The 26,142-nt window shown below is 61.8% G+C and carries 27 protein-coding genes; 12 read left to right on the forward strand and 15 right to left on the reverse strand.

Translation table 11 applies throughout. The annotated features are described in order from the left end of the window. Nucleotides 1-46 precede the first annotated feature (46 nt). Both speE and GQA94_RS12150 read left to right on the forward strand, forming a co-directional pair. Complete coding sequence (gene speE / locus GQA94_RS12145) at nt 47-907, forward strand: polyamine aminopropyltransferase (protein ID WP_158188263.1); 861 nt, start codon at nt 47-49, stop codon at nt 905-907. Nucleotides 908-1,262: 355 nt separating this feature from the next. Beyond that, nucleotides 1,263-1,604 (forward strand): ribonuclease E inhibitor RraB, encoded by a 342-nt coding sequence (locus GQA94_RS12150; protein WP_158188264.1) that lies wholly within the window; start codon nt 1,263-1,265, stop codon nt 1,602-1,604. Between the two features lie 12 nt (nt 1,605-1,616). On the opposite strand, the gene GQA94_RS12155 is transcribed toward GQA94_RS12150, so the two are convergent. Continuing rightward, nucleotides 1,617-2,573, reverse strand: a complete 957-nt coding sequence (locus GQA94_RS12155; RefSeq protein ID WP_158188265.1) for a LysR family transcriptional regulator — start codon at nt 2,571-2,573, stop codon at nt 1,617-1,619. A gap of 103 nt (nt 2,574-2,676) precedes the next feature. Here GQA94_RS12155 and GQA94_RS12160 point away from each other — a divergent pair, with 103 nt between their 5' ends. After that, nucleotides 2,677-3,432 (forward strand): sulfite exporter TauE/SafE family protein, encoded by a 756-nt coding sequence (locus GQA94_RS12160; RefSeq protein ID WP_158188266.1) that lies wholly within the window; start codon nt 2,677-2,679, stop codon nt 3,430-3,432. Between the two features lie 19 nt (nt 3,433-3,451). Here GQA94_RS12160 and GQA94_RS12165 read toward each other — a convergent pair whose 3' ends face one another. After that, on the reverse strand, nt 3,452-4,840 hold the full coding sequence (locus tag GQA94_RS12165; RefSeq protein ID WP_158188267.1) for an MATE family efflux transporter: 1,389 nt from the start codon (nt 4,838-4,840) through the stop codon (nt 3,452-3,454). A gap of 121 nt (nt 4,841-4,961) precedes the next feature. Between GQA94_RS12165 and pdxB the strand changes: the two genes are divergently transcribed. The 8 genes from pdxB to GQA94_RS12205 all read left to right on the forward strand — a co-directional run bounded on the left by pdxB (nt 4,962) and on the right by GQA94_RS12205 (nt 12,800). Further along, on the forward strand, nt 4,962-6,107 hold the full coding sequence (gene pdxB / locus GQA94_RS12170; protein WP_158188268.1) for a 4-phosphoerythronate dehydrogenase PdxB: 1,146 nt from the start codon (nt 4,962-4,964) through the stop codon (nt 6,105-6,107). A gap of 113 nt (nt 6,108-6,220) precedes the next feature. Continuing rightward, the gene (gene dnaX, locus GQA94_RS12175; RefSeq protein ID WP_158188269.1) at nt 6,221-8,221 is read left to right on the forward strand and encodes a DNA polymerase III subunit gamma/tau; all 2,001 of its coding nucleotides are present in this window, start codon (nt 6,221-6,223) and stop codon (nt 8,219-8,221) included. A gap of 15 nt (nt 8,222-8,236) precedes the next feature. Continuing rightward, the gene (locus tag GQA94_RS12180) at nt 8,237-8,563 is read left to right on the forward strand and encodes a YbaB/EbfC family nucleoid-associated protein (RefSeq protein WP_158188270.1); all 327 of its coding nucleotides are present in this window, start codon (nt 8,237-8,239) and stop codon (nt 8,561-8,563) included. Between the two features lie 154 nt (nt 8,564-8,717). Next, the gene (recR, locus tag GQA94_RS12185) at nt 8,718-9,317 is read left to right on the forward strand and encodes a recombination mediator RecR (RefSeq protein ID WP_158188271.1); all 600 of its coding nucleotides are present in this window, start codon (nt 8,718-8,720) and stop codon (nt 9,315-9,317) included. A gap of 163 nt (nt 9,318-9,480) precedes the next feature. Continuing rightward, complete coding sequence (locus GQA94_RS12190; RefSeq protein ID WP_158188272.1) at nt 9,481-10,470, forward strand: ABC transporter substrate-binding protein; 990 nt, start codon at nt 9,481-9,483, stop codon at nt 10,468-10,470. Between the two features lie 95 nt (nt 10,471-10,565). Further along, nucleotides 10,566-11,309, forward strand: coding sequence for an ABC transporter ATP-binding protein (locus GQA94_RS12195; protein WP_158188273.1), 744 nt, complete (start codon nt 10,566-10,568; stop codon nt 11,307-11,309). Beyond that, nucleotides 11,309-12,082: an ABC transporter permease gene (locus GQA94_RS12200; protein ID WP_158188274.1), complete on the forward strand. Its 774-nt coding sequence runs from the start codon at nt 11,309-11,311 to the stop codon at nt 12,080-12,082. The genes GQA94_RS12195 and GQA94_RS12200 overlap by 1 nt, the downstream gene beginning before the upstream one ends. 10 nt (nt 12,083-12,092) lie before the next feature. Continuing rightward, nucleotides 12,093-12,800 carry a transporter substrate-binding domain-containing protein gene (locus GQA94_RS12205; protein ID WP_158188275.1) on the forward strand — a complete coding sequence of 236 codons (708 nt, stop codon included), beginning with the start codon at nt 12,093-12,095 and terminating at the stop codon, nt 12,798-12,800. An 18-nt stretch (nt 12,801-12,818) separates the two neighbouring features. On the opposite strand, the gene GQA94_RS12210 is transcribed toward GQA94_RS12205, so the two are convergent. From GQA94_RS12210 to hemN, 4 genes are all read right to left on the reverse strand, one after another. Beyond that, nucleotides 12,819-13,412: an SCO family protein gene (locus GQA94_RS12210; protein WP_158190094.1), complete on the reverse strand. Its 594-nt coding sequence runs from the start codon at nt 13,410-13,412 to the stop codon at nt 12,819-12,821. Nucleotides 13,413-13,429: 17 nt separating this feature from the next. Then, complete coding sequence (locus GQA94_RS12215) at nt 13,430-13,978, reverse strand: adenine phosphoribosyltransferase (protein WP_158188276.1); 549 nt, start codon at nt 13,976-13,978, stop codon at nt 13,430-13,432. 10 nt (nt 13,979-13,988) lie between these two features. Next, entirely contained in the window at nt 13,989-14,723 is a 735-nt protein-coding gene (gene fnr, locus GQA94_RS12220) for a fumarate/nitrate reduction transcriptional regulator Fnr (protein WP_158188277.1), read from the reverse strand. A gap of 105 nt (nt 14,724-14,828) precedes the next feature. Next, nucleotides 14,829-16,211 (reverse strand): oxygen-independent coproporphyrinogen III oxidase, encoded by a 1,383-nt coding sequence (gene hemN, locus GQA94_RS12225; protein ID WP_158188278.1) that lies wholly within the window; start codon nt 16,209-16,211, stop codon nt 14,829-14,831. Nucleotides 16,212-16,412: 201 nt separating this feature from the next. On the opposite strand from hemN, the gene nadE reads away from it, so the two are divergent. After that, nucleotides 16,413-17,240: an ammonia-dependent NAD(+) synthetase gene (nadE, locus tag GQA94_RS12230; protein WP_158188279.1), complete on the forward strand. Its 828-nt coding sequence runs from the start codon at nt 16,413-16,415 to the stop codon at nt 17,238-17,240. Between the two features lie 61 nt (nt 17,241-17,301). On the opposite strand, the gene GQA94_RS12235 is transcribed toward nadE, so the two are convergent. The 9 genes from GQA94_RS12235 to ccoN all read right to left on the reverse strand — a co-directional run bounded on the left by GQA94_RS12235 (nt 17,302) and on the right by ccoN (nt 25,954). Beyond that, nucleotides 17,302-18,030: a sulfite exporter TauE/SafE family protein gene (locus tag GQA94_RS12235; RefSeq protein WP_158188280.1), complete on the reverse strand. Its 729-nt coding sequence runs from the start codon at nt 18,028-18,030 to the stop codon at nt 17,302-17,304. Beyond that, nucleotides 18,023-18,232 carry a cbb3-type cytochrome oxidase assembly protein CcoS gene (gene ccoS / locus GQA94_RS12240; RefSeq protein WP_158188281.1) on the reverse strand — a complete coding sequence of 70 codons (210 nt, stop codon included), beginning with the start codon at nt 18,230-18,232 and terminating at the stop codon, nt 18,023-18,025. Before ccoS ends, GQA94_RS12235 begins: the two co-directional genes overlap by 8 nt. 49 nt (nt 18,233-18,281) lie before the next feature. Continuing rightward, nucleotides 18,282-20,726, reverse strand: coding sequence for a heavy metal translocating P-type ATPase (locus GQA94_RS12245; protein WP_158188282.1), 2,445 nt, complete (start codon nt 20,724-20,726; stop codon nt 18,282-18,284). Between the two features lie 7 nt (nt 20,727-20,733). Next, nucleotides 20,734-21,234 carry a FixH family protein gene (locus GQA94_RS12250; protein WP_158188283.1) on the reverse strand — a complete coding sequence of 167 codons (501 nt, stop codon included), beginning with the start codon at nt 21,232-21,234 and terminating at the stop codon, nt 20,734-20,736. A 12-nt stretch (nt 21,235-21,246) separates the two neighbouring features. After that, nucleotides 21,247-22,659, reverse strand: coding sequence for a cytochrome c oxidase accessory protein CcoG (ccoG, locus tag GQA94_RS12255; protein WP_158188284.1), 1,413 nt, complete (start codon nt 22,657-22,659; stop codon nt 21,247-21,249). Nucleotides 22,660-22,795: 136 nt separating this feature from the next. Next, nucleotides 22,796-23,713 (reverse strand): cytochrome-c oxidase, cbb3-type subunit III, encoded by a 918-nt coding sequence (gene ccoP / locus GQA94_RS12260; protein ID WP_158188285.1) that lies wholly within the window; start codon nt 23,711-23,713, stop codon nt 22,796-22,798. Further along, nucleotides 23,714-23,896, reverse strand: coding sequence for a cbb3-type cytochrome oxidase subunit 3 (locus GQA94_RS12265; protein WP_131648563.1), 183 nt, complete (start codon nt 23,894-23,896; stop codon nt 23,714-23,716). A gap of 6 nt (nt 23,897-23,902) precedes the next feature. Next, nucleotides 23,903-24,514, reverse strand: a complete 612-nt coding sequence (gene ccoO, locus GQA94_RS12270; RefSeq protein WP_158188286.1) for a cytochrome-c oxidase, cbb3-type subunit II — start codon at nt 24,512-24,514, stop codon at nt 23,903-23,905. 12 nt (nt 24,515-24,526) lie between these two features. Continuing rightward, complete coding sequence (gene ccoN / locus GQA94_RS12275; protein WP_158188287.1) at nt 24,527-25,954, reverse strand: cytochrome-c oxidase, cbb3-type subunit I; 1,428 nt, start codon at nt 25,952-25,954, stop codon at nt 24,527-24,529. Between the last annotated feature and the right edge of the window lie 188 nt (nt 25,955-26,142).

A 26,142-nucleotide genomic window follows, 5' to 3' on the forward strand; every position in this document is an offset into this window, starting at 1 on the left:
CGATTCGCGCCGCTTGTCCGTTACGCCATCCATCAGGGAGACACCCATGAGCGACTATCAGGAAACTCTCTACGAGGGATACGGCCAGCGTTTCAGGATCGACAAAATGCTGCATGAAGTGCGCACCGCGCATCAGCATCTGGTGATTTTCGAAAACGCACGCATGGGGCGCGTCATGGCGCTCGATGGGGTGATCCAGACGACCGAGGCAGACGAGTTCATCTATCACGAAATGCTCACGCACGTGCCGATTCTGGCGCACGGGCTGGCGCGTCGCGTGCTGATCATCGGCGGCGGCGACGGCGGCATGCTGCGCGAAGTGGCGAAGCATCGCGATGTCGAGAGCATCACCATGGTCGAGATCGATGGCACCGTTGTGGACATGTGCAAGGAGTTCCTGCCGGAACATTCCAAGGGTGCGTTCGACGATCCCCGGCTGAACCTGGTGATCGATGATGGCATGCGCTTCGTCGCGACCACCGAAGAAAAGTTTGATGTGATCATTTCCGACTCGACCGATCCCATCGGGCCGGGCGAGGTGCTGTTCTCCGAGAATTTCTACCAGGCGTGCCGCCGCTGCCTCAACGAGGGCGGGATACTGGTCACGCAGAACGGCACGCCTTTCATGCAACTGGCTGAAGTGCAGACCACCGCCAGGCGCATGAACGGGTTGTTTCCCGATTGGCATTTCTACCAGGCCGCGGTCCCTACCTACATTGGCGGCGCCATGACCTTCGCCTGGGGTGCCTGTGACTCGGACAGCCGCAAGCTGCCGCTTGAAACCCTGTGCCAACGGTTCGCTGGCAGCGGAATCGTCACCCGGTACTACAACCCCCATATCCATCTCGGCGCGTTCGCGCTGCCTCAATACGTATTGCAGGCGATCAACAAGCCCAGCAACGGCTAAGCTGTTCGGTGCACTGCGGCGTTTATCGCAGCGCCCGTTGTCGATTGACCGCAAAGGCATGGGCGCTTGTGACTGAAAGGGCCCATTGCGGCGGCGACACATTCGCCGTATGTTCGGAAGGCGGCTGTATGCCGCCGGCGGTGCGTGATGCGGTACCCGCTGAGTCTTTGCGGTCGAATCGAACTCCCCGGCTTCGCCGAGGCCTATTGGATATACCGCAAGGTCTTCCGCTTCTGACTTCCCATTTTGACCAGGCAACCCCACGGCTGGCACTGCCCAGTCGTTCGCGCAACGAGGCAGAACAAGGCTTTTCATACCTGAAATCGTTCATCCATGAGTGAGAGGAGGTTGTTTTATGAGTACCACCTTCCATGAGGATGTAAGCGGCAACGTGCTTTTGAGGATGAAAGAGGGAGGATTCGATTTTTCCCGCGTGCATCCCATAGAGTTCTACGCCGTGTTCCCGGACCGTGAACGCGCCTTCGCCGCCGCGAGCAGTTTTCGCGGTGAATGCGTCAACGCTCAGATTGCCCCCCGTGATGACGGCGCCTGGGACCTTCAGGTCAGCAAGGTGATGTATGCCACCTTCGATGGTATCGGTGACTTCGAGCAGGACCTGGAGAACCTGGTCGAGCCGCTGGGCGGTGTCGTCGACGGCTGGGGCGTGACGCAGGAAATCTCAGGCTGCGCTGTCTGACCGTCGTTCACTTCAACCAAGACCGAGTCCGCTTTGCAGTGCCTGGTCCCATGGCGGGATCGGGCCAAAGCGGCTTTTCAGAAACTCCAGCAGCAATCGACTACGGGAGTCGGCTTCGCGGGTCAGGCGCAGTGCGTAGATGCCGCTTGGCTCAGGGGCGGGCAGTCCATGTTCGCAGAACAGCGGCAGCAGCTCGCCGCGCAGCAGGTGATCGCTGACCAGCCAGGTCGGCAGATGTGCGATTCCCAGGCCGGCCAAGGTGCCGCACAGCAGTGCCTCGGCATTGTTCGCAACCATGCGCAGGCGTCTCGGGCGAAGCAACTGTCGTTTCCCGGCGTGTTCGAATCGCCAGGCGTGGGGCGGCGCGAGCGCATCCCAGTCCAGCCCGTCATGCTCCGGCAGTTCCTCGACGGTACGCGGCCTGCCCCGTTGCTGGAGATACGCCGGGCTGGCACAGACGATGCGCATCATCGGTGCCAGCGCAGTGGCGACCAGGCGCGTGTCAGCCAATGGCCCGATGCGCAGCACCAGATCGACCTCGCCCAGATGCTCGCCCTGCAGGTCGACGAAGCTGTCTATCAGGCGCAGCTGGATGTCGACGCCTGGATAGGCCTGCAGGAAGTCGGCAAGCGCGGGTGCCAGGTGACGACGTCCGAAGGGCGCCGGCGCGTCGATTCGAATACGGCCTTCCGGGGCACTTTGCAATGAGGTCATTTCCGCCCGCGCCAGATGCAGTTCCTGGACGATGCGCCGGGCGTGTTCGGAAAAGACCTGGCCGGCCGTGGTGGGCTTGATTGCATGGGTGCTGCGGCTGACCAGCTGACAATCGAGCGAACGTTCCAGCGAGTCGATGCGCCTCGCGACGGAGGAGGGCGTCAGCGCGTGGAGGCGAGCCGCGGCGGAGAAACTGCCGGTGTCCAGCACGTCGAGAAACAGCCTGAATTGGTCGGCCAGGGCCTGGGTGTCCATGTCATCAGCCTCTATGCGTAATATGCAAAGCCATTGTGCGCGCTTATGCATATACCCGCTATAAGGGCCTGGGTAGCATGTTCGTTTTTATCCGGAGCGGTTCATGGGACTCGTCGAATTCGGGCTGAACGTCGTGTTGGGTCTGGCGCTGGGAACGCTGGGCGGTCTGTTTGGCATCGGCGGTGGCCTGATCGCGATTCCGGTAGTGGGCGTGTTGTTCGGTCTGGATCAGCAGGTCGCCCAGGGCACGGCGTTGGTGATGGTGGTGCCCAACGTATTGCTGGCGATCTGGCGCTACCACCAGCGCAATCGTATCGACCCCCGTCACGCGGCGGCATTGGGTATCGCCAGTTTCTGCTTTGCCATCGCAGGCGCCGCCATTGCGGTTTCGCTGGATGCCGGGCGCATGCGCATCGCGTTCGTGGGTTTTCTCGTCGCCCTGGCGGTCTATACGCTCTCGCGTGCGTTCTTTCGACCACAGGCTGGCGGCACCGAGCTGCGTCACCCCTGGCCCTGGCTTGCAGCGCTGGGCGCCGGTGCAGGGGCGTTGGGCGGGTTGTTCGGCGTCGGCGGTGCGGTACTCGCGACGCCCGTGCTGACCGCCGTCTTCGGAACTTCCCAGGTCGTGGCGCAGGGGCTTTCGCTTTCTCTGGCGGCGCCCAGCACTGCCGTTACATTGTTCACCTACGCGACCCATGGGCAAGTCAACTGGTCGTTGGGGTTGCCGCTTGCCGTCGGCGGGCTGTTGAGCATCAGCCTGGGGGTAAAACTGGCCCATGCACTGCCGGAACGGCTGCTGCGCGTCCTGTTCAGTGGCTTTCTGCTGATGAGCGCGGTGATGCTGGCGCTGGAAGTCTGAGCCCGCTGGCCAGGCAGCGCTAGGAAACGAGCGGGCTCGGCTGCCGGCGTATCTCGCGGCGGGCGCTGCGAACCAGGCGGACGGTGAGCAGTATCGCGGCGCAACTCAACCCTGCGATGAGCCCTTGCCAGAGCCCGGCTGGACCGCTCGGCTCGCCGAATCGCTCAGTCAGGCCAAGCAGGTAGCCTACCGGCAAACCGAGCCCCCAATAGGCGAAGAGCGTGAAGATCATCGTCATGCGCGTGTCCTGGTAGCCGCGCAAGGCGCCTGCGGCGGTCACTTGCACCACGTCGGAGAACTGGAACAGCGCGGCGTAGAAGAACAGGCTCGCGGCGACCGCGATCACGGCGGGGTCGGTGGTGTAGATACGGGCAATCTGCTCGCCGAACAGGAGCATGGCGCCTGCGGAGAAACAGGCGTAGACCAGGCTCGATACAACGCCCAGGCCCGCGACAAATCGTGCGTCTCGCGGCGCACCGCGCCCCAGCGCCTGCCCGATGCGGATGGTGATGGCCATCCCCAGCGACAGCGGGATCATGAAGATCAATGAGGTGAAGTTGAGCGCGATCTGATGCCCGGCCACAACGGTTGCACCCAGGCCACCGATCAGCAGGGCGATGACCGAGAAGATACTGGCCTCGGCAAACACCGCGACGCCGATCGGTACGCCAACCGACAGCAGGCGGCTCAGTACCGACCAATCCGGCCAATCGAAGCGGGCGAACAGCCGGCTTGGCTGGTAATACTCGGCGCGTCGCACCCAGAACAACATGGCAAGCAGCATGAAGCCCATGACCAGAGCCGTCGACCAGCCGCAGCCGACGCCCCCCATGGCCGGCAGGCCCAGCTTGCCGTAGATGAAGATATAGTTCAGCGGAACGTTCAGCGTCAGCGCCAGGATGCCCACCACCATGCTGGGCCGGGTATGACCGAGCCCATCGCTGTAGCAACGCAGCACCTGGTAAAGCGCCACGGCTGGAAACCCACAGGCGACCGCCCGCAGGTACGCCATGGTGGGGTCGATCAAGGCCGTTTCGACCTGCATGAGGTGCAGGACCGGTTCGGCATTCCACATCAGCAACGCGAACAGCGTTCCGATGCCGAACCCCATCCACAGTGCTTGCCGTACCAACGGGCCGATCTGTTCGTGTTGGTCGCTACCGAAGCGCTGAGCGACGTTGGGTGTCGTCGCCAGGATGATCCCGGTCACCAACAGAAACACCGGGACCCAGATGGAGTTACCCAAGGCGACCGCGGCCAGATCGTGAGGGCTGACTCGCCCGGCCATCAGCGTATCGACGAAGCCCATCGCGGTGTTCGCCAGTTGGGCGATCATCATCGGCAGGGCGAGGGCAAAAAGAGTGCGCATCTCCACGCGCACTCGCCTGAGTTTCAACTCAGTCGACATTTCTGACATTCCGGATTGTATACAGAAGCGCGCTAGTTTACGCCGCTAGCAAGCCTCTCGGGAAGGCAGCACAACGGCGCTGCGCGGTCTAGAATGGGCCGATCACACACGGAGGCCACCCATGCGTATCCTTGCCGACGAAAACATCCCGCTGGTTGACGCCTTCTTCGCCGAGCACGGGGAGATTCGCCGTATGCCGGGCCGAAGCATCAACACGGCGGCGGTCGAGCAGGCCGATGTGCTGCTGGTCCGTTCGGTCACACGGGTAGACCGCGATCTGCTCGAAGGAAGCGCTGTACGCTTCGTGGGTACCTGCACGATAGGCACCGATCATCTGGATCTGGATTACTTCGAGGAGGCGGGTATCGGTTGGGCGAGTGCACCGGGCTGCAACGCCCGTGGCGTAGTCGACTACGTGCTCGGCAGCTTGCTCGCGCTGGCCGAGGGTGAAGGGGTCGAACTGGGCGATCGCCGTTACGGCGTGGTCGGCGCCGGCGAAGTGGGCGGCCGACTGGTGGAGGTCCTGCGCGGCCTGGGCTGGGATGTACGGGTCTGCGATCCGCCCCGGCAGGCGCGCGAGCTCGGCGAGTTCGTCAGCCTCGACGAGATACTTGCAGAGTGCGACGTCATCAGCCTTCACACACCTCTGACGCTGGAGGGCGAGCATGCAACGTTCCATTTGCTGGACAGGGCACGCCTGGAGCGGCTGCGCCCGGGGAGCTGGCTGATCAATGCCGCGCGCGGCGCCGTCGTCGACAATGCAGCGTTGCGCGAACAGTTGGCCGGGCGGCCCGATATCCAGGCCGTGCTCGACGTGTGGGAGGGGGAGCCGCAGGTCGATGTCGAGCTGGCGGAATTGTGCTGGATCGCGACACCGCATATCGCGGGCTACAGCCTGGACGGCAAGTTACGCGGGACGGCGCAGATCTACCAGGCATTCTGCGCCAGCCGCGGTCTGGAGCCGACCGTATCGCTGGCCACACTGATGCCCGCCGCGCCACTGCGCGGGCTTTGCTTCGGCGCCTCGGCCAGGCCAGAGGATGTGCTGGCAACGGTCTGTCGAGCCGTCTATGACCCGCGAAGAGACGATGCCGCATTCCGTCGCAGCCTCAATGCAGACGAGGCGCAGCGCCGTGAAGGTTTCGATCGGTTGCGCAAGCGATACCCGCCACGCCGCGAAATAGATGGACTGCAGGTCGGGTTCGATTCCGCGCAGCCCCAGCTTGAGCGACTCGTGCGGGCACTGGGCGCAACCTTGAAGCCGTGAATCGGCCGTAGCGGTAATCGCGATGCCATTGGCGTTGGCGGTGACGGGCTGGATGCAATTTCCGGCCTGCTCCGCTAGCATTACCCGTCCTCTGCTTTATCCGCGATGGTGTTATGAGTTATCAGGTACTAGCCCGTAAATGGCGTCCGCGCTCGTTCCGCGAAATGGTCGGGCAGACGCATGTGCTCAAGGCCCTGATCAACGCGCTGGACAGCCAGCGCCTGCACCATGCGTATCTGTTTACCGGCACTCGCGGGGTCGGCAAGACCACTATCGCGCGGATCATCGCCAAGTGCCTCAACTGTGAAACCGGCATCAGTTCCACGCCCTGCGGGCAGTGCTCGGTCTGCCGGGAGATCGACGAGGGCCGATTCGTCGATCTGATCGAAGTTGACGCGGCGAGTCGCACCAAGGTCGAAGATACGCGCGAGTTGCTGGACAACGTGCAGTACGCACCGAGCCGTGGCCGTTACAAGGTTTATCTGATCGACGAAGTGCACATGCTGTCGTCACACTCCTTCAACGCGCTGCTCAAGACCCTCGAAGAGCCGCCGCCGCACGTCAAGTTCCTGCTGGCCACGACGGACCCGCAGAAGCTGCCGGTGACCATCCTGTCGCGCTGCCTGCAGTTCTCCCTGAAGAACATGCCACCCGAGCGTGTGGTCGAGCACCTGACCCATGTGCTAGGCGTCGAGCAGGTCCCCTTCGAAGAAGATGCCCTCTGGCTGCTGGGCCGCGCCGCTGACGGTTCCATGCGTGATGCCATGAGCCTGACCGATCAGGCCATCGCATTTGGCGAGGGCAAGGTACTCGCCGCCGACGTGCGCAGCATGCTCGGCACCCTCGATCATGGCCAGGTCTACGGTGTGCTGCAGGCGCTTCTGGAAGGCAATGCCCGGGCACTACTGGAGGCGGTTCGTCATCTGGCCGAACAGGGTCCCGACTGGGGCGGTGTGCTGGCCGAAATGCTCAACGTCCTGCACCGTGTCGCCGTGGCCCAGGCGCTGCCTGAAGCGGTAGACAACGGCCAGGGCGATCGCGACCGGGTACTGGCGCTGGCCCAGGCATTGCCGGCCGAAGATGTTCAGTTCTATTACCAGATGGGCCTGATCGGTCGACGCGATCTGCCATTGGCGCCCGATCCGCGTAGCGGTTTCGAAATGGTTCTGTTGCGCATGCTTGCGTTTCGCCCTGCCGACAGTGACGACGCGCCGCGAACACCGCTAAAGCACCTGGGAGTCAGTCCGGCCACGACTGATTCCAGCGCAACCCAGGTGGCCGGTACGGCGACATCGGCTGCGCCGGCACCTGAGCCGCTCGCCCCCTCGGAGTCTTCGGCGCAAGCCGCTGTCGTGACCTCGCCTGTTCGAGCGACCGAATCGGCAGCCGCGGGCAAGGTCGAATCGGTACCGGCGGCGCCGCAATCCAAAGCCGAGCCCGTGGTGCCGGTTGTGGACGTGCCCTGGAACGAGCCACCGGACACGCCGCCAGTCGCGGTGGAAAGCGAGGCGCTGGAGCAGCGGACCGCAATGATCGAAGAGCCCGAGCACCGGGCGGCGGTGGTCGAGGTGAACGAGTCGGACGACGACGAGCCGCCGTTGACCGATGAAGATTATTTCGAGGTCGAAACCCAGGCCGAAGCCTATCTCGATGGGCTGGATGAGCTGCCGTCAGAGCCGCAGCCTGCCGAGCCAGCCCCGGCGATCGAGCCGGCAACCGGGCTGGCCGCAGAGTGGCTCGATATGTACCTGAAGCTTGGCCTGGGGGGATTGACCGGCAGCATCGCGGCCAATTGCACATTGGTATCGGTCGATGGCGATCGCTGGCTCATGCACCTGGACCCGGCGCAAAGCGCGCTATTCAACGCAACTCAGCATCGACGCCTGAACGATGCGCTCAATCAATACCACGGGCGTACATTGCAGCTGGACATAGAGTTGCAGACACCGCAGCAGGAAACACCCGCGCAGGCAGCCGCACGACGCCGCGGTGAGCGCCAGCGGGCGGCAGAGCAATCGATCCAGGCCGATCCCGTGGTGCAGCAGTTGATGCAACAGTTCGCGGCTGTCATTCGTGACGGTACCATCGAACCCGTAGAACACTCCGAACCCTGATCCGAGGTAAATACCATGATGAAAGGTGGCATGGCCGGCCTGATGAAACAGGCACAGCAGATGCAGGAAAGAATGCAGAAGATGCAGGAGGAGTTGGCCAACGCCGAGGTCACCGGCCAATCTGGCGCCGGCCTGGTAAGTGTCGTGATGAACGGCCGGCACGACGTCAAACGCGTCAGCCTGGACGACAGTCTGATGCAGGAGGACAAGGAGATTCTCGAAGACCTGATCGCCGCCGCGGTCAACGATGCGGTGCGCAAGATCGAGCAGAACAGCAAGGAAAAAATGGCGGGCATGACCGATGGCATGCAGTTGCCACCGGGCTTCAAAATGCCGTTCTGATCTGCGCAGGGTGTCGTCCTGACACCCCGGCAGCAGAGCCCTGCGAGCCATGACAGGCGCAGCGTCCGGGCGCCTGTCTCGGCCCGGACGCAGCCTGGTCCGGCCGCCCTTCAACGTCCGATCCGTCTCGTTTCATCCTCGCTCCCGGTGCCTCATGTCTTTCAGTCCACTGATTCGTCAACTCATCGATGCGCTACGCATTCTTCCGGGGGTCGGCCAGAAAACCGCCCAGCGCATGGCGCTGCAAATGCTCGAGCGTGACCGCAGCGGCGGACTGCGTTTGGCCCAGGCACTGACGCGGGCAATGGAAGAGGTGGGCTATTGCCGGCAGTGTCGTACCCTGAGCGAGGATGAGCTCTGTCCCCAATGCGCCGATCCTCGGCGGGACGATTCACTGCTGTGTATCGTGCAAAGCCCGGTGGATGTATTCGCCGTCGAGCAGACCGGCTTTCGCGGTCGCTACTTCGTGCTCAAGGGGCATCTGTCTCCGCTCGATGGGCTGGGGCCGGAGGCCATCGGCATTCCCGAGCTGCTGGTGCGAGTTGCTGAGGGCCAGTTCAGCGAGGCCATACTGGCGACGAACCCAACGGTGGAAGGCGAGGCTACCGCCCATTACATCGCGCAATTACTGATTCCAAAGGGGCTGACGCTCAGCCGTATTGCGCATGGCGTCCCGCTGGGGGGCGAGCTTGATCTGGTCGACGGCGGAACCCTTGCTCACGCGTTCGCCGGCCGAAAGACGATTACGCTTTAGGGATTTATAACTTCTGGTTAGTGGCTTATGGCTGTCAAGTAGTGCCGATGCGGGCAGAGTTCGTGTAAAGTTCTAAGCCAGAAATGGCTAATAACCAAATGATCTATATTGCTTTCATTTGGTTATATGTGGCGTAACGCTGCCGACGAACTCGAGGTCTCTGATGAAGGCGAAATACTGGCTGGTTCCCGCTCTGTTGCTGCTTGGCGCGGTCGCGCAAGCGCAGGAAAAATTCAAGGTCGGCTACATCCGTGTGATGGATGATGCCCAGGCCATGGTTGCCTACGAAGGCGAGTTGTACAAGAAACACGGGCTCGACGTAGAACTGGTCGAGTTCAGTTCGGGCACCGATCTTATCAAGGCGATTATCGGCGGCCAGTTGGATACCGGCGTTCTCGGTTTTACTAACGCCGTTGCCTGGGCCTCCAAAGGCGCAGACCTCAAGGTCGTCGGCGGTGCCCAGCAGGGCTACCACTCTATCGTGGCGCGGGAAGGGACCGGCATCGAGAACATCGCCGACCTGAAAGGCAAGATCCTTGCCTCGCAGAAAGAGGGCAGCACGGCGGACGCGGTCCTGCGCGGCGTTACGCTGAAGGCCGCCAACCTGGCGCCGAGCGATGTCAACATCATGGGCACCAGCCCGGCAGTCGCGGTGCAGTCCCTCGTGTCCGGCCGCGCCGATGCAGCATTTCTCTTCGAGCCCTACGATCGCATTGCCCAGCTCGTGGCGCCGGTCGAACAGATTTACGAAATCGGCGAAGTATGGCCATTCCCGTGCATGGTCGTGATCACATCCGGCGAAACCCTGGAAAAGCGCAAGGATGACGTCTGGAAGTCGCTGGACGCACAGCGCGAGGCCATCGAACTGCTGGAAAACCAGCCAGCCGAAGCGGCGAAGCTTATCGCTGACTACTTCATTGCCGAGCCAACGCTGAAGACGCTCAACCGGGGCGACCTGCCTCGCGAAGTCGTCATTGAAGAAGCCATCGCGACCCAGACCTTCACCGCCAAGCTGGGCAGCGACGATCTGGCGCGCATCCAGGAACTGGCAGATATCCTTCAGGACCTCGGGTCGCTCAAGACACGCGACGGCAAGCCGTTCGATACCAGCGCCATCCTGGACTTGTCCTGGCAACAGGCCCGCGAACTCTAGGTCGCCAGCAGGTCGTTTCACACACTGCCCGGCCCCAGCGCCGGGCAGTGTCATTACGCCCGTCTGATTGGGCAGTTTTCGAGGTCTTCAACGCGATGCAACTCAGGTTTGAAGAAGTAGACAAGCATTTCGGGCAGCTGGAAGTCATCAAAGGCTTCAATGGCGAATTCGCCCAAGGTGAGTTGGTCGCCCTTGTCGGGCCTTCCGGTTGTGGCAAATCGACACTGTTGCACCTTGTGGCAGGATTGGAGAATCCGACTGCCGGGCGCGTGCTCGCCGATGGCAAGAAGATTCCTGGCCCGAGTCCTCGGCGCACGCTGGTTTTTCAGGAGCACGCCCTGTATCCCTGGCTTTCGCTGCAGGCGAACGTAGCCATGGCGCTGGAACTGCAAGGCGTCGCCAAGGCTGACGCCTTCGATCAGGCGAAAGCCTGGCTCACGCGCGTGAGCCTGGATGGTTTCGAGCACTACTACCCGCATCAGGTATCCGGCGGCATGCGCCAGCGTACCGCGCTGGCGCGTGCGTTCATCGCCAAGCCTGAAGTGCTGTTGCTCGATGAGCCCTTCGGTGCGCTCGACGCGCTGACACGGATGGCCTTGCAGGATGTGCTGCGCGAGCTGATCGACGAGCATCAACCCACCGTGCTGTTGGTCACCCATGACGTAGACGAGGCGCTGTACCTGGCTGACCACGTATTGGTGTTCAGTGCACGCCCAGCGCGGGTGCTGAAGACCTTCAACTTTACCCACTGCGAGAAGAGCCACGATCTTTCCGAGTTCGCTGCCGAGCGGCGGGAAATTCTACGTTTGTTGGGGATCAAGACGGAGGTAGGGCACTGATGAGCCAGGGACGTCGTCTGACCGGTCCGAAAAAATATCTCGCCGTGATCCTGGCGATTCTGTTCATTCTTTTGATATGGCAGATCGCAGCATGGAGTCTGCCGGCATTTCTGATGCCTGGTATTCCGGTCGTTTTCGAGCGCTTGTTCACCACGGTCCAGGAGCCTGCGTTCCGCGATGGGCTATACGGCAGCATGAGCCGGCTCGGCAGCGGCTATAGCTTTGCATTGCTGTTCGGTATCGGTTTTGGCCTGCTGGGTGGTGTGCTGTTCTTCTTCCGCGAAATCCTGCGCTCGGCCATCGTGATTCTCCAGTCGATTCCGTCGATCGCCTGGGTGCCGCTGTTCCTGATCGTGATGGGCTTCGGCAACCTTCCGATCATCGTGGTCGTCGCACTGGCGGCCTTCTTTCCGATGGCGTTGTCGGTCATGAACGCTACCGAAAGCGTGCAACCGGTCCACGTGGCCGCGGCACGGGTGATGGGTGCCTCGCGTTGGCAATTGTTGCGGCGGGTCTACCTGCCGGCGGTCATGCCGGAACTCATCACCGGGGCACAGCTGGCCTTCGGTAACGCCTGGCGGGCGCTGATCTCGGCAGAGATGCTGATCGGCTTTGGCCAGGGGCTTGGGCGTTCGCTCGCGTATTCCGGCGAGATAGCCGACATGGCCGGGGTAATGATGAACATTCTGGTCATTGCCATTCTCGCGACGCTGATCGATCAGGTCGTACTGGAAAAATTCAAGCAACGGATGCTGCGCTACCAGTACGTATGAGAGGTGCGCCGTGACGTCATGCCTGCTGCGGCTGATAGTAATCCTGATGGCGCCGGTCTGGGCGTCCGCGGCGCCCTTGCAGGCTGTGCCGGCTGGCGATTATCGGCCGCTCAGGGCGGCGCAGGCGGAACCGCTCCAAGAAGGATTCGAAGCGGCCTGGCTGGCCGCATTGGGTGAGCAACTGGGCAATGAGATCGCGCTGGTCGAAACCGCGGTCCATCCCGATCTGCGAATCGGTGCGGTCGCCGCCGGGACGGTCTACTTTTCAAGCGAGATCGCGGCGCTGGCAGCTGCCGAGGCGGGGCCTGGGCAGTGGGCAGACCTCGATGGCGAGCCGTTTTGCGTCACGGCGGGTAGCCCTCATGCCGAGGTGGTTGCGTCCCGCTTCGGCGGTATTGCTCGCGTCTATCCCAGCGCAGCGCAAGCACTGATCGGGCTGAAGCTCGGTGAGTGCCGCGCCGTGGTGGATGATCGCCTGTTGCTGGAGCAGATCGCTGTGTTGCCCGAGTGGCGGCGCTACAACCGGCTGCTGACCCTGCCCGACGAGGCGGTCTCGCCCCTGCGAGTCGACGCGTCTGACGCGGCGCTGCAACAGCGGATAGAGCATCTGATCGCAAGCAAGCACGGGCAACAGGCACTGGCCGATATAACACAGCACTGGATCGATGAAGTCGCCTTTCAGGCCTATGTGCTGGCCGACACCCTGGACTGCCACTGATCCGTCGATCCTGAGGTGTTACTCCGCCTCGATGATCTGCGGTAGCGCCTGGCGCAGCCCATCCAGTTCGAATGGGGCTCGGATATGGCCGCGCAGGCTGCCATCGGGCCCGACGATGGCAATATTCGCGCTGTGACTGACACTGTATTCGCCACTGGTTTTGTCTGCCGGAACGAAAGGCAGGCCCAACGCCCTGGACAGTTTCTGCAACTGCGCCATGTCGCCCGTCAGCCCTTTGAATCCCGCCCGGTAGTAACCGAGATAGGTGCGCAGCGCCTCGGGTGTGTCGCGCGCAGGGTCAGCGCTCACCAATGTCAGTTGGAGTCGCTCGCGGACCGTGGGAGGCAGTTGGCCAAACAGTCGCCGCATGTCGCTCAGGGTCGTGGGGCAGATGTCAGGGCAGGCGGTGAATCCGAAGAACAGCAGGTGCCAGCGGCCGCGTAGGGAGTCGGTCGTGGCGGTCTGGCCGTGCTCGTCGACCAGTTCCACGCTCGGCAATGGGCGCTCGCGTGGCAACAGCCATACATTGGCCTCGTCGAGCAGGGCGTTGCGGTCGAGCGCAAACGATGGCGAGCACAACGCCAGCAATGCGGCGCAACGGATGATGCTCATCGTCTTGCGGAGCACGATCAGCGCTCGTTCAGTTCGAATGCAGTCAGCGTGAACGTTGGAATGCCCATGTCCTGCAGCTTGCGCGAACCACCCAGCTCGGGCAGGTCGATGATCGCGGCAGCCTCATGTATCTGCGCGCCCATTCGGCGAACCAGTTGCGCAGCGGCAACCAGCGTGCCGCCCGAGGCGATCAGGTCGTCCAGCAGCAATACCGAATCACCCTCGCAGAGACTGTCTGCATGCACTTCGAGGTGAGCTTCGCCGTATTCGGTGTGGTAGGACGCAGCCAGCACGTCAGCTGGGAGCTTGCCTTTCTTGCGGAACAGGATCAGGGGACGATTCAGTTCGTAGGCGATGATCGAGCCGATGATGAACCCACGTGCGTCTAGCGCGCCAACATGGCTGAAATCGCTTTCGACATAACGTTGAATCAGGCTATCGGCCACCATCCGAAGGGCTTTTGGCGACTGCAGCAGCGGGGTGATATCGCGGAATATCACGCCTGGCTTCGGGAAATCCGGGACAGGACGAATCAGCGTCTTTATCGAGAACTCGTCGAAAATCATACCGGCTCCACTATGCGTCCATATTCCCGCCCGCGAGGGCACATAGCCGACCGGAGTCTAGAATGCGAACTTCCTTGCCTTCAGCCTCGAGCAGGCCGCTCGCCTGGCAACGGGTGAAGACCCGTGAGACGGTTTCGACGGCCAGGCCCAGGTAACTGCCGATTTCATTGCGCGACATGGGCAGACGGAACTGGTTGGCAGAGAATCCACGCGCGCTGAAACGGGCCGACAGATTGATCAGAAAGGTTGCGATCCGTTCATCGGCGGTCTTTTTCGACAGCAGCATCATCATCTGCTGATCGTCGCGAATTTCGCGGCTCATGATTCGCATCAGCTGACGGCGCAGTTGTGGCAGCAGCACGCTGAGCTCATCGAGGCGATCGAATGGGATTTCGCACACTGAGGTCGTTTCCAGCGCTTGCGCCGAGACCGGGTAGGTTTCAGTGTCCATCCCTGAAAGCCCGACCAGTTCACTGGGAAGGTGGAAGCCCGTGATCTGCTCTTCGCCAGCATCCGTGACGCTGAAGGTCCTCAGGGCGCCCGAACGGATCGCGAATACGGAAGCGAACGCATCGCCCTGGCGAAAAAGCATCTCGCCCTTTTTCAACGGGCGTCCGCGCTTGACGATGTCATCCAGCGCTTCCATGTCCTGCATGTTCAGCGAAAGTGGCAGGCACAGGCCGGAAAGGCTGCAATCCTTGCAATGAGCTTGCGGCAGTTTGCGGACCTTGATCGACTCGGACATTGGCGGTTCCTGAAAAACCTTACGGGGCATGTAAGATTAACTCAGGCAGGCGTGTTAAGCCAAATTCGACGACGATCGCGGCGCGTCCTTAAGCCGGTGACCTTATTAGATAGCCCTGGACAATCGCGGAGCGGGGTGCGCGGGCAGGTAGTGGTCGAACGGCATGCACACCGAGTGAGCCAGCAGGCGTCCGGCCGGTAGAATCACGAGGGTGTCATCCTCGAGCTGGATCAGCCCATCAGTGGCCATCTGTTCGAGGGCGGGCCAGGCTTTCTCGAAGTAAGTCTTGAAACAGATCCCGTAGTCTCGTTCGATGTCCTCGAACCGCAACTCGAAGTCGCACATCAGTGCCTGGATGACCTGGCGCCTGATCTTGTCGTCCTCGTTGCATCGCAGCCCGCGTACCGTCGGGAGTTGACCCTGGTCCAGCGACTGCTGGTACAGGGTGATATCGCTGTTGTTCTGGCAGTACAGGTCGCCGATCTGGCTGATCGCCGAAACGCCCAGGCCGATCAGGTCACAGTGGCCATGGGTGGTATAGCCATGAAAGTTGCGCTGCAGCCTGCCGTCCTCCTGGGCCATCGCCAGTTCGTCGTCTGGCAGCGCGAAATGATCCATGCCGATATAGCGGTAGCCGGAACGGGTCAGTTGTTCGACGCTGTGCCGCAGCATCGCAAGTCTTTCGCTTGAGGCCGGAAGGTCGGCGGCATCGATTCGACGTTGCGCCATATACCGTTCAGGGATATGCGCATAGTAGGAAACGGAGACACGGTCCGGCTGTAACGCGATGACGGCGTCTACCGTTCGCGCGAATCGTTCGGGCGTCTGGAGCGGCAGTCCATAGACGATGTCGAGGTGGGTCGAGCGGTACTGCAGGGTGCGCGCCGCTTCGATGATCGTCTGGGTTTGCTCGAACGTCTGGGTTCGGTTGATTGCCTTCTGCACGTGCGAATCGATGTCGGGCAGGCCGATGACGGCGCGATTGAAGCCAAGCTCGCGCAGCATTCCCATCGTCGGCCAATCCGCTTCTCGCGGATCTATCTCGATGCCGAAGTCGGCATGATCGTCTTCCAGCAGGTTGAAATGTTTACGAAGATGCGCCATGAGCCGTCGCAACTCGCCGTGGCTGAAATAGGTCGGCGTGCCGCCGCCGAGATGCACCTGTTCGACCACCTGGTCTGGGCCGAGGTGGCGAGCGATCATCTCGATTTCCTTTTCGAGCCGCTGCAGGTAGGACGACGCCCGGTTGCGATCCTCGGTGATGACCTTGTTGCAGCGGCAGTGATAACAGACGCTCGAGCAGAACGGCAGATGGAGGTACAGCGAAAGCGGTCGGCCGGCGTGCCGACTTCGGCGCAGGCCGTGCAGCAGTTCGAAGGAGCCCAGCTTGCCACTGAACTGAAAGGGAGTCGGATAGGATGTATAGCGCGGCCCAGCCTGATCGTAACGATGGATCAGATCGGCATCCCAGCGAATGGCGTCGAGCATCTTACGTTCTCGGGTTGACGGCGGTGACGGGATTCTAGGTTGGGCGCAGCTGCGTAAACTTGACCTGTATCAAGCGAGCCCGGACCCCGCAGTCCGCGCAGACACCGGCGATACGTAGTGAGAGATTTATTCGCTGAATTATGGTCGGATTAACCAAACGGGCCTTGCGAACCCATTCGCTCATCCGCACAGGAGAAATTCATGCACAGCCGCCAGCAAGAGATCGCTGCCGCCCTCAATGTCTGCCCGCCGTTCGATGGCCCGGCAGCGGTACAGGCCGAGATAGATCGGCGTGTCGCCTTCCTCCAGTCATGCCTGCGCGAATCTGGCATGAAAACGTTGGTCCTCGGGATCAGCGGCGGTGTCGATTCGACCACCGCCGGCTTGCTCGCACAGCGTGCGGTCGAAGGCATGCGTGCTGCAGGGGAGGGCGACGATTACCGCTTCATCGCTGTCCGGCTGCCTTATCAGGTTCAGCATGACGAAGACGAGGCGCAGCTGGCGGTCGACTCGATCAAGCCGGACGAATGCCATACGGTCAATATCGGGGCGGCCGTCCAGGGCTTGTCCCGCGCCACCGAGGCGCTCGACGCGCTGCCCCCTGAGAAGCGCGACTTCGTGCTTGGTAACACCAAGGCGCGTATGCGCATGGTGGCCCAGTACACCATCGCCAACGCGCGCCACGGGCTGGTCATCGGCACCGATCACGCAGCCGAGGCCGTCATGGGGTTCTTCACCAAGTTCGGTGATGGCGCCTGCGACCTCACCCCCTTGGCTGGCCTGGTCAAGCATCAGGTTCGCGAACTCGCCGCCGCGTTAGGGGCACCCGAACAGTTGGTCAAGAAGGTGCCGACCGCTGATCTCGAGGAGCTTTCTCCCGGCAAGCCGGACGAAGATGCCCATGGCGTGACCTATCAGGATATCGATGCGTTTCTGCAAGGGCGCCCGGTGTCCGAGGAGGCAGCGACCATCATCGTCCAGACGTACGACAAGACTGCACACAAGCGGCAACTGCCCAAGGAACCCTGACGGAACGACAGGCGCGCAGGTCGGCTACGGGACGGATCCCGAGCACCTGTCGGCGGTTTCTTCAGGGGTGATGGTGTGCCGGCGCCTGCTGTTGCGGGGCGCTGGCACCATGGCCCATCAGCCAGTGCTGATGAGGGCCCGGTAAGGTCCAGATGCCGAACAGTATCACCATGGCTCCGCCCAGCATCCGAACGCCGCGTTTGCGTAAAAGAGCGGTGACGCGTTCGGCGGCCAGGCCGGTCGCCAGCAGCACGGGCCATGTGCCGATCCCGAACGCCAACATCAGCAAAGCACTGTCAAGCGCATCGCCCTGGCTTGCTGCCCAGAGCAGGGTGCTGTAGACCAGGCCGCACGGCAGCCAACCCCACAGCGCGCCGAGCAGCAGGGCTCTTGGCACGCTTTTCACCGGCATCAGTCGACGGGCGAACGGTTGGATATGGCGCCACAGCCCTCGTCCTACTGCTTCGACACGTGTCAGGCCGCTCCACCAGCCGGCCAGATAAAGGCCCATGCTGATCAGAAGGAGTGCGGCTGCCACTCTCAGCGCCATGGCGGCTGGGCTGTTGGCCACGGCCCACCCGGCAATGCCGATGAGCAGTCCTGCGCTGGCGTAACTGAGTACCCGGCCCAGATTGTAGGCCGCCAGCAGACGCAGGCGCCTGCCGCGTTGCTCGGGCGGGATCGCCATGGTCAGCGCGCCCATCAGGCCACCGCACATGCCCAGACAATGCCCACCTCCAAGCAGGCCGAGGACCAGCGCCGACACCAGAAGAGGGAATAACTCAACCACGGTCGGAGTTCCCCTCATCCCGCGCGGCGTCCGCCTGCTCGATGCCGGCGCGATGCTTGGGGTCTTCTTCGTCGAACAGAATGCTGTGGGCGGGGCCGTCGAGGTCGTCGTACTGGCCGCTGTCGACTGCCCAGAAAAATACCCAGATGGCCAGTGCGACGAGAACCACGGCAACAGGGATCAGAATGTAGAGTGCGGCCATAAGAGCCTCCAGGGCGGTGCGGCGGGCAAAGCTGAGCGGGCGTGAACGATCATCCTACGCCAGGTAGCGTGGGTTGACGGTTCGCCGGTCGGTCCGGCAGGCGCGTCAGGCGCAAGGCATTCAGCACCACGATCAGCGAGCTTGCCGACATGCCCAGGGCGGCCCATAGCGGAGTGACCCAGCCGACCGCGGCGAAGGGGAGGATCAGCCCGTTGTAAAGACTGGCCCAGGCAAGGTTCTCGATGATGATTCGACGGCTGCGGCGCGCTACGGTGAATGCCAGCACGAGACTATCGAGACGGTTGCTGAGCAAGACGGCATCGGCGCTGGTTTTCGCCAGGTCGGTCGCCGAGCCCATGGCCACGCTGATGTCCGCGGCCGCCAGTACCGGAGCGTCGTTGACGCCGTCGCCCAACATCAGCACACGACGACCTGCAGTTTGCAGACGCTGCAGGTGGGCGAGCTTGTCCGTCGGTGTCATTGCGCCGTGGGCCTCGTCGATGCCGAGCTGTGCAGCGATTTCGGCCACCACGGGTGAGCTGTCCCCTGACAGCAGCAGCGTCTTCCAACCACGGCGCTTGCAGGCGAGCAGCAGGGCGGGCGCGTCATCGCGGAGGCGGTCATCGAGCACCAGCCACGCAAGGGGCCCGTGGGTATCGCCCAGCAACAGCCATTGACCATGATCGCCCGGTGTGGCGGGGGCATCGCCCCCATAGCCGGCGGCGACGAAGTCGGGCTGCCCGATACGTAGCGTGCGTCCGGCGACCGAGCCCTGCAGACCATGACCCGGAACGCTGTTCACAGCGTCGGCCGCTTGCGGTGCCTGGCCGAAGGCCTTGGCAATCGGGTGTTCGGAGCGGTTTTCCAGCGCGGCGGCCAGGGACAGGCAGGTATCGGCATCCAGCTCGGCCAAGGGACGAACTTCGCTCAGGGTCAGGCGCCCTTCGGTCAGGGTGCCTGTCTTGTCGAAAACCACCGTGTCGATGTGATTGAGCCCCTCCAGCACGTGTCCTCGGGTGAGTAACAGTCCGAGCCGATGCAGCGTTCCGGTGGCTGTCGTCAGGGCGGTCGGGGTGGCGAGCGACAAGGCACAAGGGCAGGTCGCCACCAACAAGGCCAGGACGATCCAGAACGCACGTTGCGGGTCTATCTGCCACCAGACCATGCCAACCACCGCAGCGGTTACCAGCACGATCAGCAGGAACCATTGCGCGACCCTGTCGGCCAGCTCTGCCAGGCGCGGTTTGTCCGACTGGGCGCGTTCCAGCAGGCCTACGATGGCGGACAGACGAGTGTTGTCACCCAGCGCCTGGACTTCGACCGTCAGAACGCCTTCGACATTAAGGGTGCCGGCCGTAACGGCATCGCCAATATCGCGTGCCTGCGGTAGATATTCGCCGGTAAGGACCGATTCATCGATGCTCGATTGGCCACTGACGATTCGGCCATCGGCCGGAATCAGTGCGCCGGGTTGCACCAGGATCCTGTCGCCGAGTTGCAGCTCGCTGAGCAGAATGCGCGCCGTTTGGCCATCCGACGACAGCTTCAGGCAGGATGCCGGTAGCAGATTGACCAGTTGCGCGGTCGCCGCCGCGGTGCGTTCGCGCGCACGGCGTTCGAGGAATCGTCCCGCCAGCAGAAACAATGCGAACATGCCGACGGCGTCGAAGTACAGCTCGCCCTGGCCGGTCACGGTCGACCAGATGCCGGCGATATAAGCGCCTCCGATCGCCAGGGAAACCGAAACGTCCATGGACAAGTGGCGGGTACGCAAGTCGCGCAGCGCGCCTTTGAAAAAATCAGTGCAGCAGTAGAAGACGATAGGGGTGGTCAGCAGCAGGGCGGTCCAGCGAAGAATGCTGGCCATGCCTGGCGAGAGATCAATATTGAACTCAGGCCAGGTCGCCATGGTTGCCATCATCACTTGCATCCAGAGCAGCCCCGTCACGCCCAGTTGGCGCATGCTGCGACGGTTTTCCTGTGCGAGACGCTCGGCTGCCTGGTCGGCCTGGTAAGGGTGCGCGGCGTAACCGATGCGTCGAAGTTCGGAGAGCAATTCGCTGAGCGGCAGGACGGCATCGTTCCATTGCACACGAAGCCGGTGGTTGGAAAGGTTCAGGCTGGCTTCGGAGATCCCATCGAGTCCGCGAAGGTGCTTTTCGATCAGCCAGCCACAGGCGGCACAGCTGATGCCTTCGATCATCAGGGACGTACGGGCCAGTTCGCCTTCGTGCTCCACGAACGGCTGTTGCACATCCTTGCGGTCGTACAGGGCCAGTTCGTCGGCGAGTGCCCCCGGCAGGTTGCCGGGATTGACCGAGGCATCGCTGCGGTGCAGGTAATAGCTTTCTAGGCCTCCCTGGACGATGGCCTCCGCAACCGCCTGGCACCCTGGACAACACAGCGCCCGCTGCTCATTGAGCACGCGGGCGTGAAAGGCACTACCCGCGGGAACCGGTAGCCCGCAGTGGTAGCAGGGAGTTGGACGTGCCATCGACTGCTCAGTAGCTCAGGTCGAGTGCTTGCCCGCTTACGATTTCCTTTTCCTCGAACAGGCGCCAGTCCTGGTCACCTTCACGGCCAAGCAATTCCACGAAACGCCTGCCGGTGACGGGCTCCTGCATTTGGCCTTGATAGGTACCGTTGCCTTGAGGCTGAAGGACAATGCGACGGTCACGTTCGGGTTGCGTCGGCGAAATCAGATTGAGGACCATTTGTTGCGGTGCGCTGTTACCACTCAGTTGCACTTCGGCCAGCCCGCGCTCGTCATCAAGCGACAGTTGCGCCTGCATTTGCAGGCGTTCGGCGAGCTTCTCGCGTTCCAGCGACTGGTTGATACCCTTGCCGGCGTCGTAATAGTTGTCGGCGACGAGTGAGTCGGAATTGCGGATAGCGATGGTCAGCAGCGAGGTGCCGAGAATCACCGAGAACAGCAGAATGCCGATGACGAACCAAGCCCAGAATTGGGTGTACCACCGCGTTTGTTCATTTTCAGAGCGCATGTATGACCTTGCTTAGCGGATGCTTGGACCGATGAAACGGCTCTCTGCATCGTCATGGATGGATTCGTCGTCGACCGATTGGATACGGAAGACCACTTCATTGGTACTCGAAGGCAGCTTTTCAGGGGCAATGGACAGTTCCACCGGAACGGTGACCAGCTCGCCCGCGTCGGCACGAACCTCGTTGCGGCCCTCGTAGGCCAGGCCGTCCAGGCCGGATGCCTCGATCACGAAGGTCTGCTCGCGCTGAGCCTTGTTCATGATCTTCAGGGTATAGACGTTCTCGATGTTGCCTCGCTCGTTCTCGCGGTAGAGCACACGGTCCTTGATCACGTCCAGCTTGACCAATGGGCGGTGATAGACCGCGTACGAGAACAGGCTCAGCATGGCCAGCAGGGCTACGGCATAGCCAAGCAGGCGCGGACGCAACAGATGGGTCTTCTGACCGGACAGATTGTGTTCGGTGGTGTAGCTGATCAGTCCGCGCGGGTAGTTCATCTTGTCCATGATGGTGTCACAGGCATCGATACAGGCCGCGCAGCCAATACACTCGATCTGCAGGCCGTCGCGGATGTCGATACCGGTTGGGCAGACCTGGACGCACATGGTGCAATCAATGCAGTCGCCGAGGCCCATCGCTTTGTAGTCGGCATCCTTTTTGCGAGGTCCACGACGCTCGCCACGTCGGGGATCGTAGGAGACGATAAGCGTGTCCTTGTCGAACATCACGCTCTGGAACCGCGCATAGGGACACATGTAAATGCACACCTGCTCGCGCAGGTAGCCGGCGCTACCGTAGGTGGCCAGCGTGAAGAAGCCGATCCAGAACGCAGCCCAGCCATTGACGTTGAAGCTGAGGAGATCGGGAACCAACTGCCGGATGGGGGTGAAATATCCGACGAACGTAATGGCCACCAGGACGCCCACGGCGATCCAGATGGCGTGCTTGGCAAGCTTGCGGAGGAACTTGTTGGCGCTCATCGGCGCCTTGTCCAGCTTCATCCGTTGGTTACGATCACCTTCGGTAATCTTTTCTGCCCACATGTAGACCCAGGTAAACACGCTTTGAGGGCAGGTATAACCACACCAGACGCGGCCGGCGAATACAGTGATGAAGAACAGGCCGAAGGCACAAATGATCAGCAGCCACGACAAGAGCATGAAGTCCTGAGGCCAGAAGGTCGCGCCAAAGATATGGAACTTGCGCTCTGGCAAATCCCACCAGACCGCCTGGCGGCCATTCCAGTTGAGCCAGACCGTGCCGAAGAAGAGCACGAACAGGACTGCACCGCCGACGCGCCGCAGGTTGCGGAAAAGGCCGCTGAAAGCTCGGGTGTAGATCTTTTCACGCGCAGCGTAGAGGTCGCCTGACGCATCGATCTTGGAAGGAGGGGTTACATCGCGAACGGGGATCTGCTCAGTCATCAAGTGCGTACCACGGCGGAGGGTGAGTGTCCCGGTCGATACGTGCCGACCGGGATCTTTTGCTTACCTGCTGCGAATGGTACGCCTCGATTGCCGAGCTCAGATGCGACCGTAGGTCGCGCCTGGGCTGTTGGACTCAGTTCTCCGGCTTTTGCGAGAGGCTGTACACATAGGCTGCGAGCAGGTGCACCTTGTCGTTACCAAGAATGTGTTCCTGGGCGGGCATGCGACCGTTCCGGCCGTAGCGAAGGGTTTGCTGAATCTGTCCGAAACTCGAGCCGTAAAGCCATACGTTGTCAGTCAGATCCGGCGCGCCCATTGCCTGGGTGCCTTTGCCTTCAGGGCCGTGGCACGCTACACAGTTGGCAGCGAAGATCTTTTGACCCTGCTCAATATCGGCGGTGATGCCCTCGGGAATATCCCGGCCGGACAGCGTGCGAACATAACCGGCGACATTGCGGATGCCTTCTTCGCCGATCACATCGCGCCACGCGGGCATGGCAGCCTGGCGTCCACCCATGATGGTAGTCTTGATGGTTTCAGGCGCGCCGCCCCACAGCCAATCATCATCGGTCAGATTCGGGAAGCCGTAGGCACCCTTGGCGTCGGAACCGTGGCAGACGGAGCAGTTGGAAGCGAACAGGCGTCCGCCCATCTTCAGGGCTTGCGGGTCCTGGGCGACCTGTTCGACCGGCATCGATGCGAACTTCGCATAGAGTGGGCCGTACTGTTCGTTCGCCTTGTCGATCTCGCGCTGCCATTCCTTGACCTGTGTCCAGCCGCCTTCGTAGCCCGGCAGCAGGCCTTTCCAGTTGCCCAGACCTGGGTACAGAGCCAGGTAGCCGAGGGCGAAGATCACGGTGGCGACAAACAGCATGAACCACCAGCGGGGAAGCGGGTTGTCGTACTCTTCGATGCCATCATAGGAGTGGCCGACGGTTTCTTCGGTGCTGTCGTGGCGTTGTCCCTTGCGAGTGGCGAGCAACAGCCAGACCAATGCGGCGATGGTCCCCAAGCTCAGCAGGGTGATGTACCAACTCCAAAACGAGGTCATTTATTTCTTACTCCTGGAAGCTTCTTCGTCACGCTTCTTGGCGTCGGGCTCGTCTGCGAAGGGCAGATTGGCGGCTTCATCGAAGCTTTTCTTGCGCTTGCTGCTATAGGCCCAGAGCACGATGCCGATGAAGGCGACGAAAACAAGAATGGTGCCCAGACCGCGAAGAGTCCCGATATCCATGGTGCGTTACCGTTTGTTGGTGAGTGCAGTGCCAAGTACTTGCAAGTAGGCGACGAGGGCATCCATTTCGGTTTTGCCCTTGACTGCGTCCTTCGCGCCGGCGATGTCTTCGTCGGTGTAAGGCACGCCTACGCTTCGCAAGGCTTCCATTTTCTTGGCGGTGTCTTTGCCGTCCAGGTTGTGCTCGACCAGCCAGGGGTAAGAAGGCATCTTCGATTCGGGCACGACGTTGCGCGGGTTGTAGAGATGGGCGCGGTGCCAGTCATCGGAGTAGCGACCACCGACACGGGCCAGGTCCGGCCCGGTGCGCTTGGAGCCCCACAGGAACGGATGGTCGTAGACGCTTTCGCCAGCGACCGAGTAATGGCCGTAGCGCTCGGTCTCGGCACGGAACGGTCGGATCATCTGCGAGTGGCAGCCAACGCAGCCTTCGCGGATATACAGGTCACGACCTTCCAGCTGGAGCGCGGTGTAGGGCTTCATGCCTTCGACCGGCTCGTTGACGACGTCCTGGAAGAACAGCGGCACGATCTGGGTCAGACCACCGATGCTCACCGCGAGGACCATGAACAGGGTCAGCAGACCAATGTTCTTTTCGAGTATTTCGTGATTCTTCATTTATCGGTTCCCTCAGGCGATCTGCGCAGCGGCTTCGAATTCAGCCGGCTTGGCGGCACGCACAGTGCGCCAGGTGTTGTAAGCCATCAGCAGCATGCCGGTGAGGAAGAACGCACCGCCCAGCGCTCGCACGATGAAGCCGGGGTGACTGGCCTCCAGCGCTTCGACGAAGGAGTAGGTGAGGGTGCCGTCCTCGTTGATCGCACGCCACATCAGGCCCTGGGTGATGCCGTTGACCCACATCGAGGCGATGTAGAGCACGGTGCCGATGGTCGCCAGCCAGAAGTGGGCGTTGATCAGGCCGATGCTGTACATCTGCTCGCGAGCGAAGACCTTCGGAATCAGGTGATACATGGAGCCGATGGTGATCATGGCGACCCAGCCGAGTGCGCCGGCGTGAACATGGCCGATGGTCCAGTCGGTGTAGTGCGACAGCGCGTTGACCGTCTTGATCGCCATCATCGGGCCTTCGAACGTCGACATGCCGTAGAACGCCAGCGAGACGACCAGGAAACGCAGGATCGGATCGGTGCGCAGCTTATGCCAGGCGCCCGACAGGGTCATCATGCCGTTGATCATGCCGCCCCAGCTCGGTGCCAGCAGGATGATCGACATCACCATGCCCAGGCTTTGCGCCCATTCAGGCAGCGCGGTGTAGTGCAGGTGGTGCGGGCCAGCCCAGATATACAGGGTGATCAGCGCCCAGAAGTGCACGATGGACAAGCGATAGGAGTAGACCGGGCGGCCCGCTTGCTTGGGAACGAAGTAATACATCATTCCGAGGAACCCGGTGGTCAGGAAGAAACCTACCGCGTTGTGACCGTACCACCACTGGACCATGGCATCGGTAGCGCCAGAGTAGATGGAATAGGACTTGAACCAGGTCACCGGTACTTCCAGGTTGTTGACGATGTGCAGCATCGCCGTCACCAGGATAAAGGCACCGAAGAACCAGTTGCCCACATAGATGTGGCCGACCTTGCGCTTGAGGATGGTGCCGAAGAACACCACCGCATAGCAGATCCAGACGACCCCTAGCAGGATGTCGATCGGCCATTCCAGCTCGGCGTATTCCTTGGAGCTGGTGAAGCCCTGCGGCAGGGTGATCACGGCCAGAACGATAACCGCCTGCCAGCCCCAGAAGGTGAAGGACGCGAGGCCGTCAGAGAACAGACGGGCCTGCGAGGTCCGCTGCACGACATAGAATGACGTGGCCATCAATGCACAACCACCGAAGGCGAAGATCACCGCGTTGGTGTGCAGAGGACGCAAACGGCCGAAGCTGGTCCAGGGCAGATCGAAGTTGAGTTCAGGCCACACCAACTGTGCGGCGATAAACACACCCAGACCCATTCCGATAATTCCCCACACCACCGTCATGATGGCGAATTGGCGAACCACCTTATAGTTATATGCAGTCTCACTTATTGCTGTGCTCATGCAAGGCTTCCACGCTAAAGGCATATCAAGGGGCAAAAACGGCGGCAAGTATGGAGAAAGGAGGGGGGCAATGCAATCAACGCCCAGGCCATCTCGTGCCGTTCGGACCCTGATTCCAAGCGTATTCCATGCGCTTCGCAGGGTCGTTTTTCACATCATGCCGATGTGCAGAGTCGAGGGCCTCGCCT

The sequence above is a fragment of the Stutzerimonas stutzeri genome (assembly GCF_009789555.1).
Classification (GTDB): domain Bacteria; phylum Pseudomonadota; class Gammaproteobacteria; order Pseudomonadales; family Pseudomonadaceae; genus Stutzerimonas; species Stutzerimonas stutzeri_R.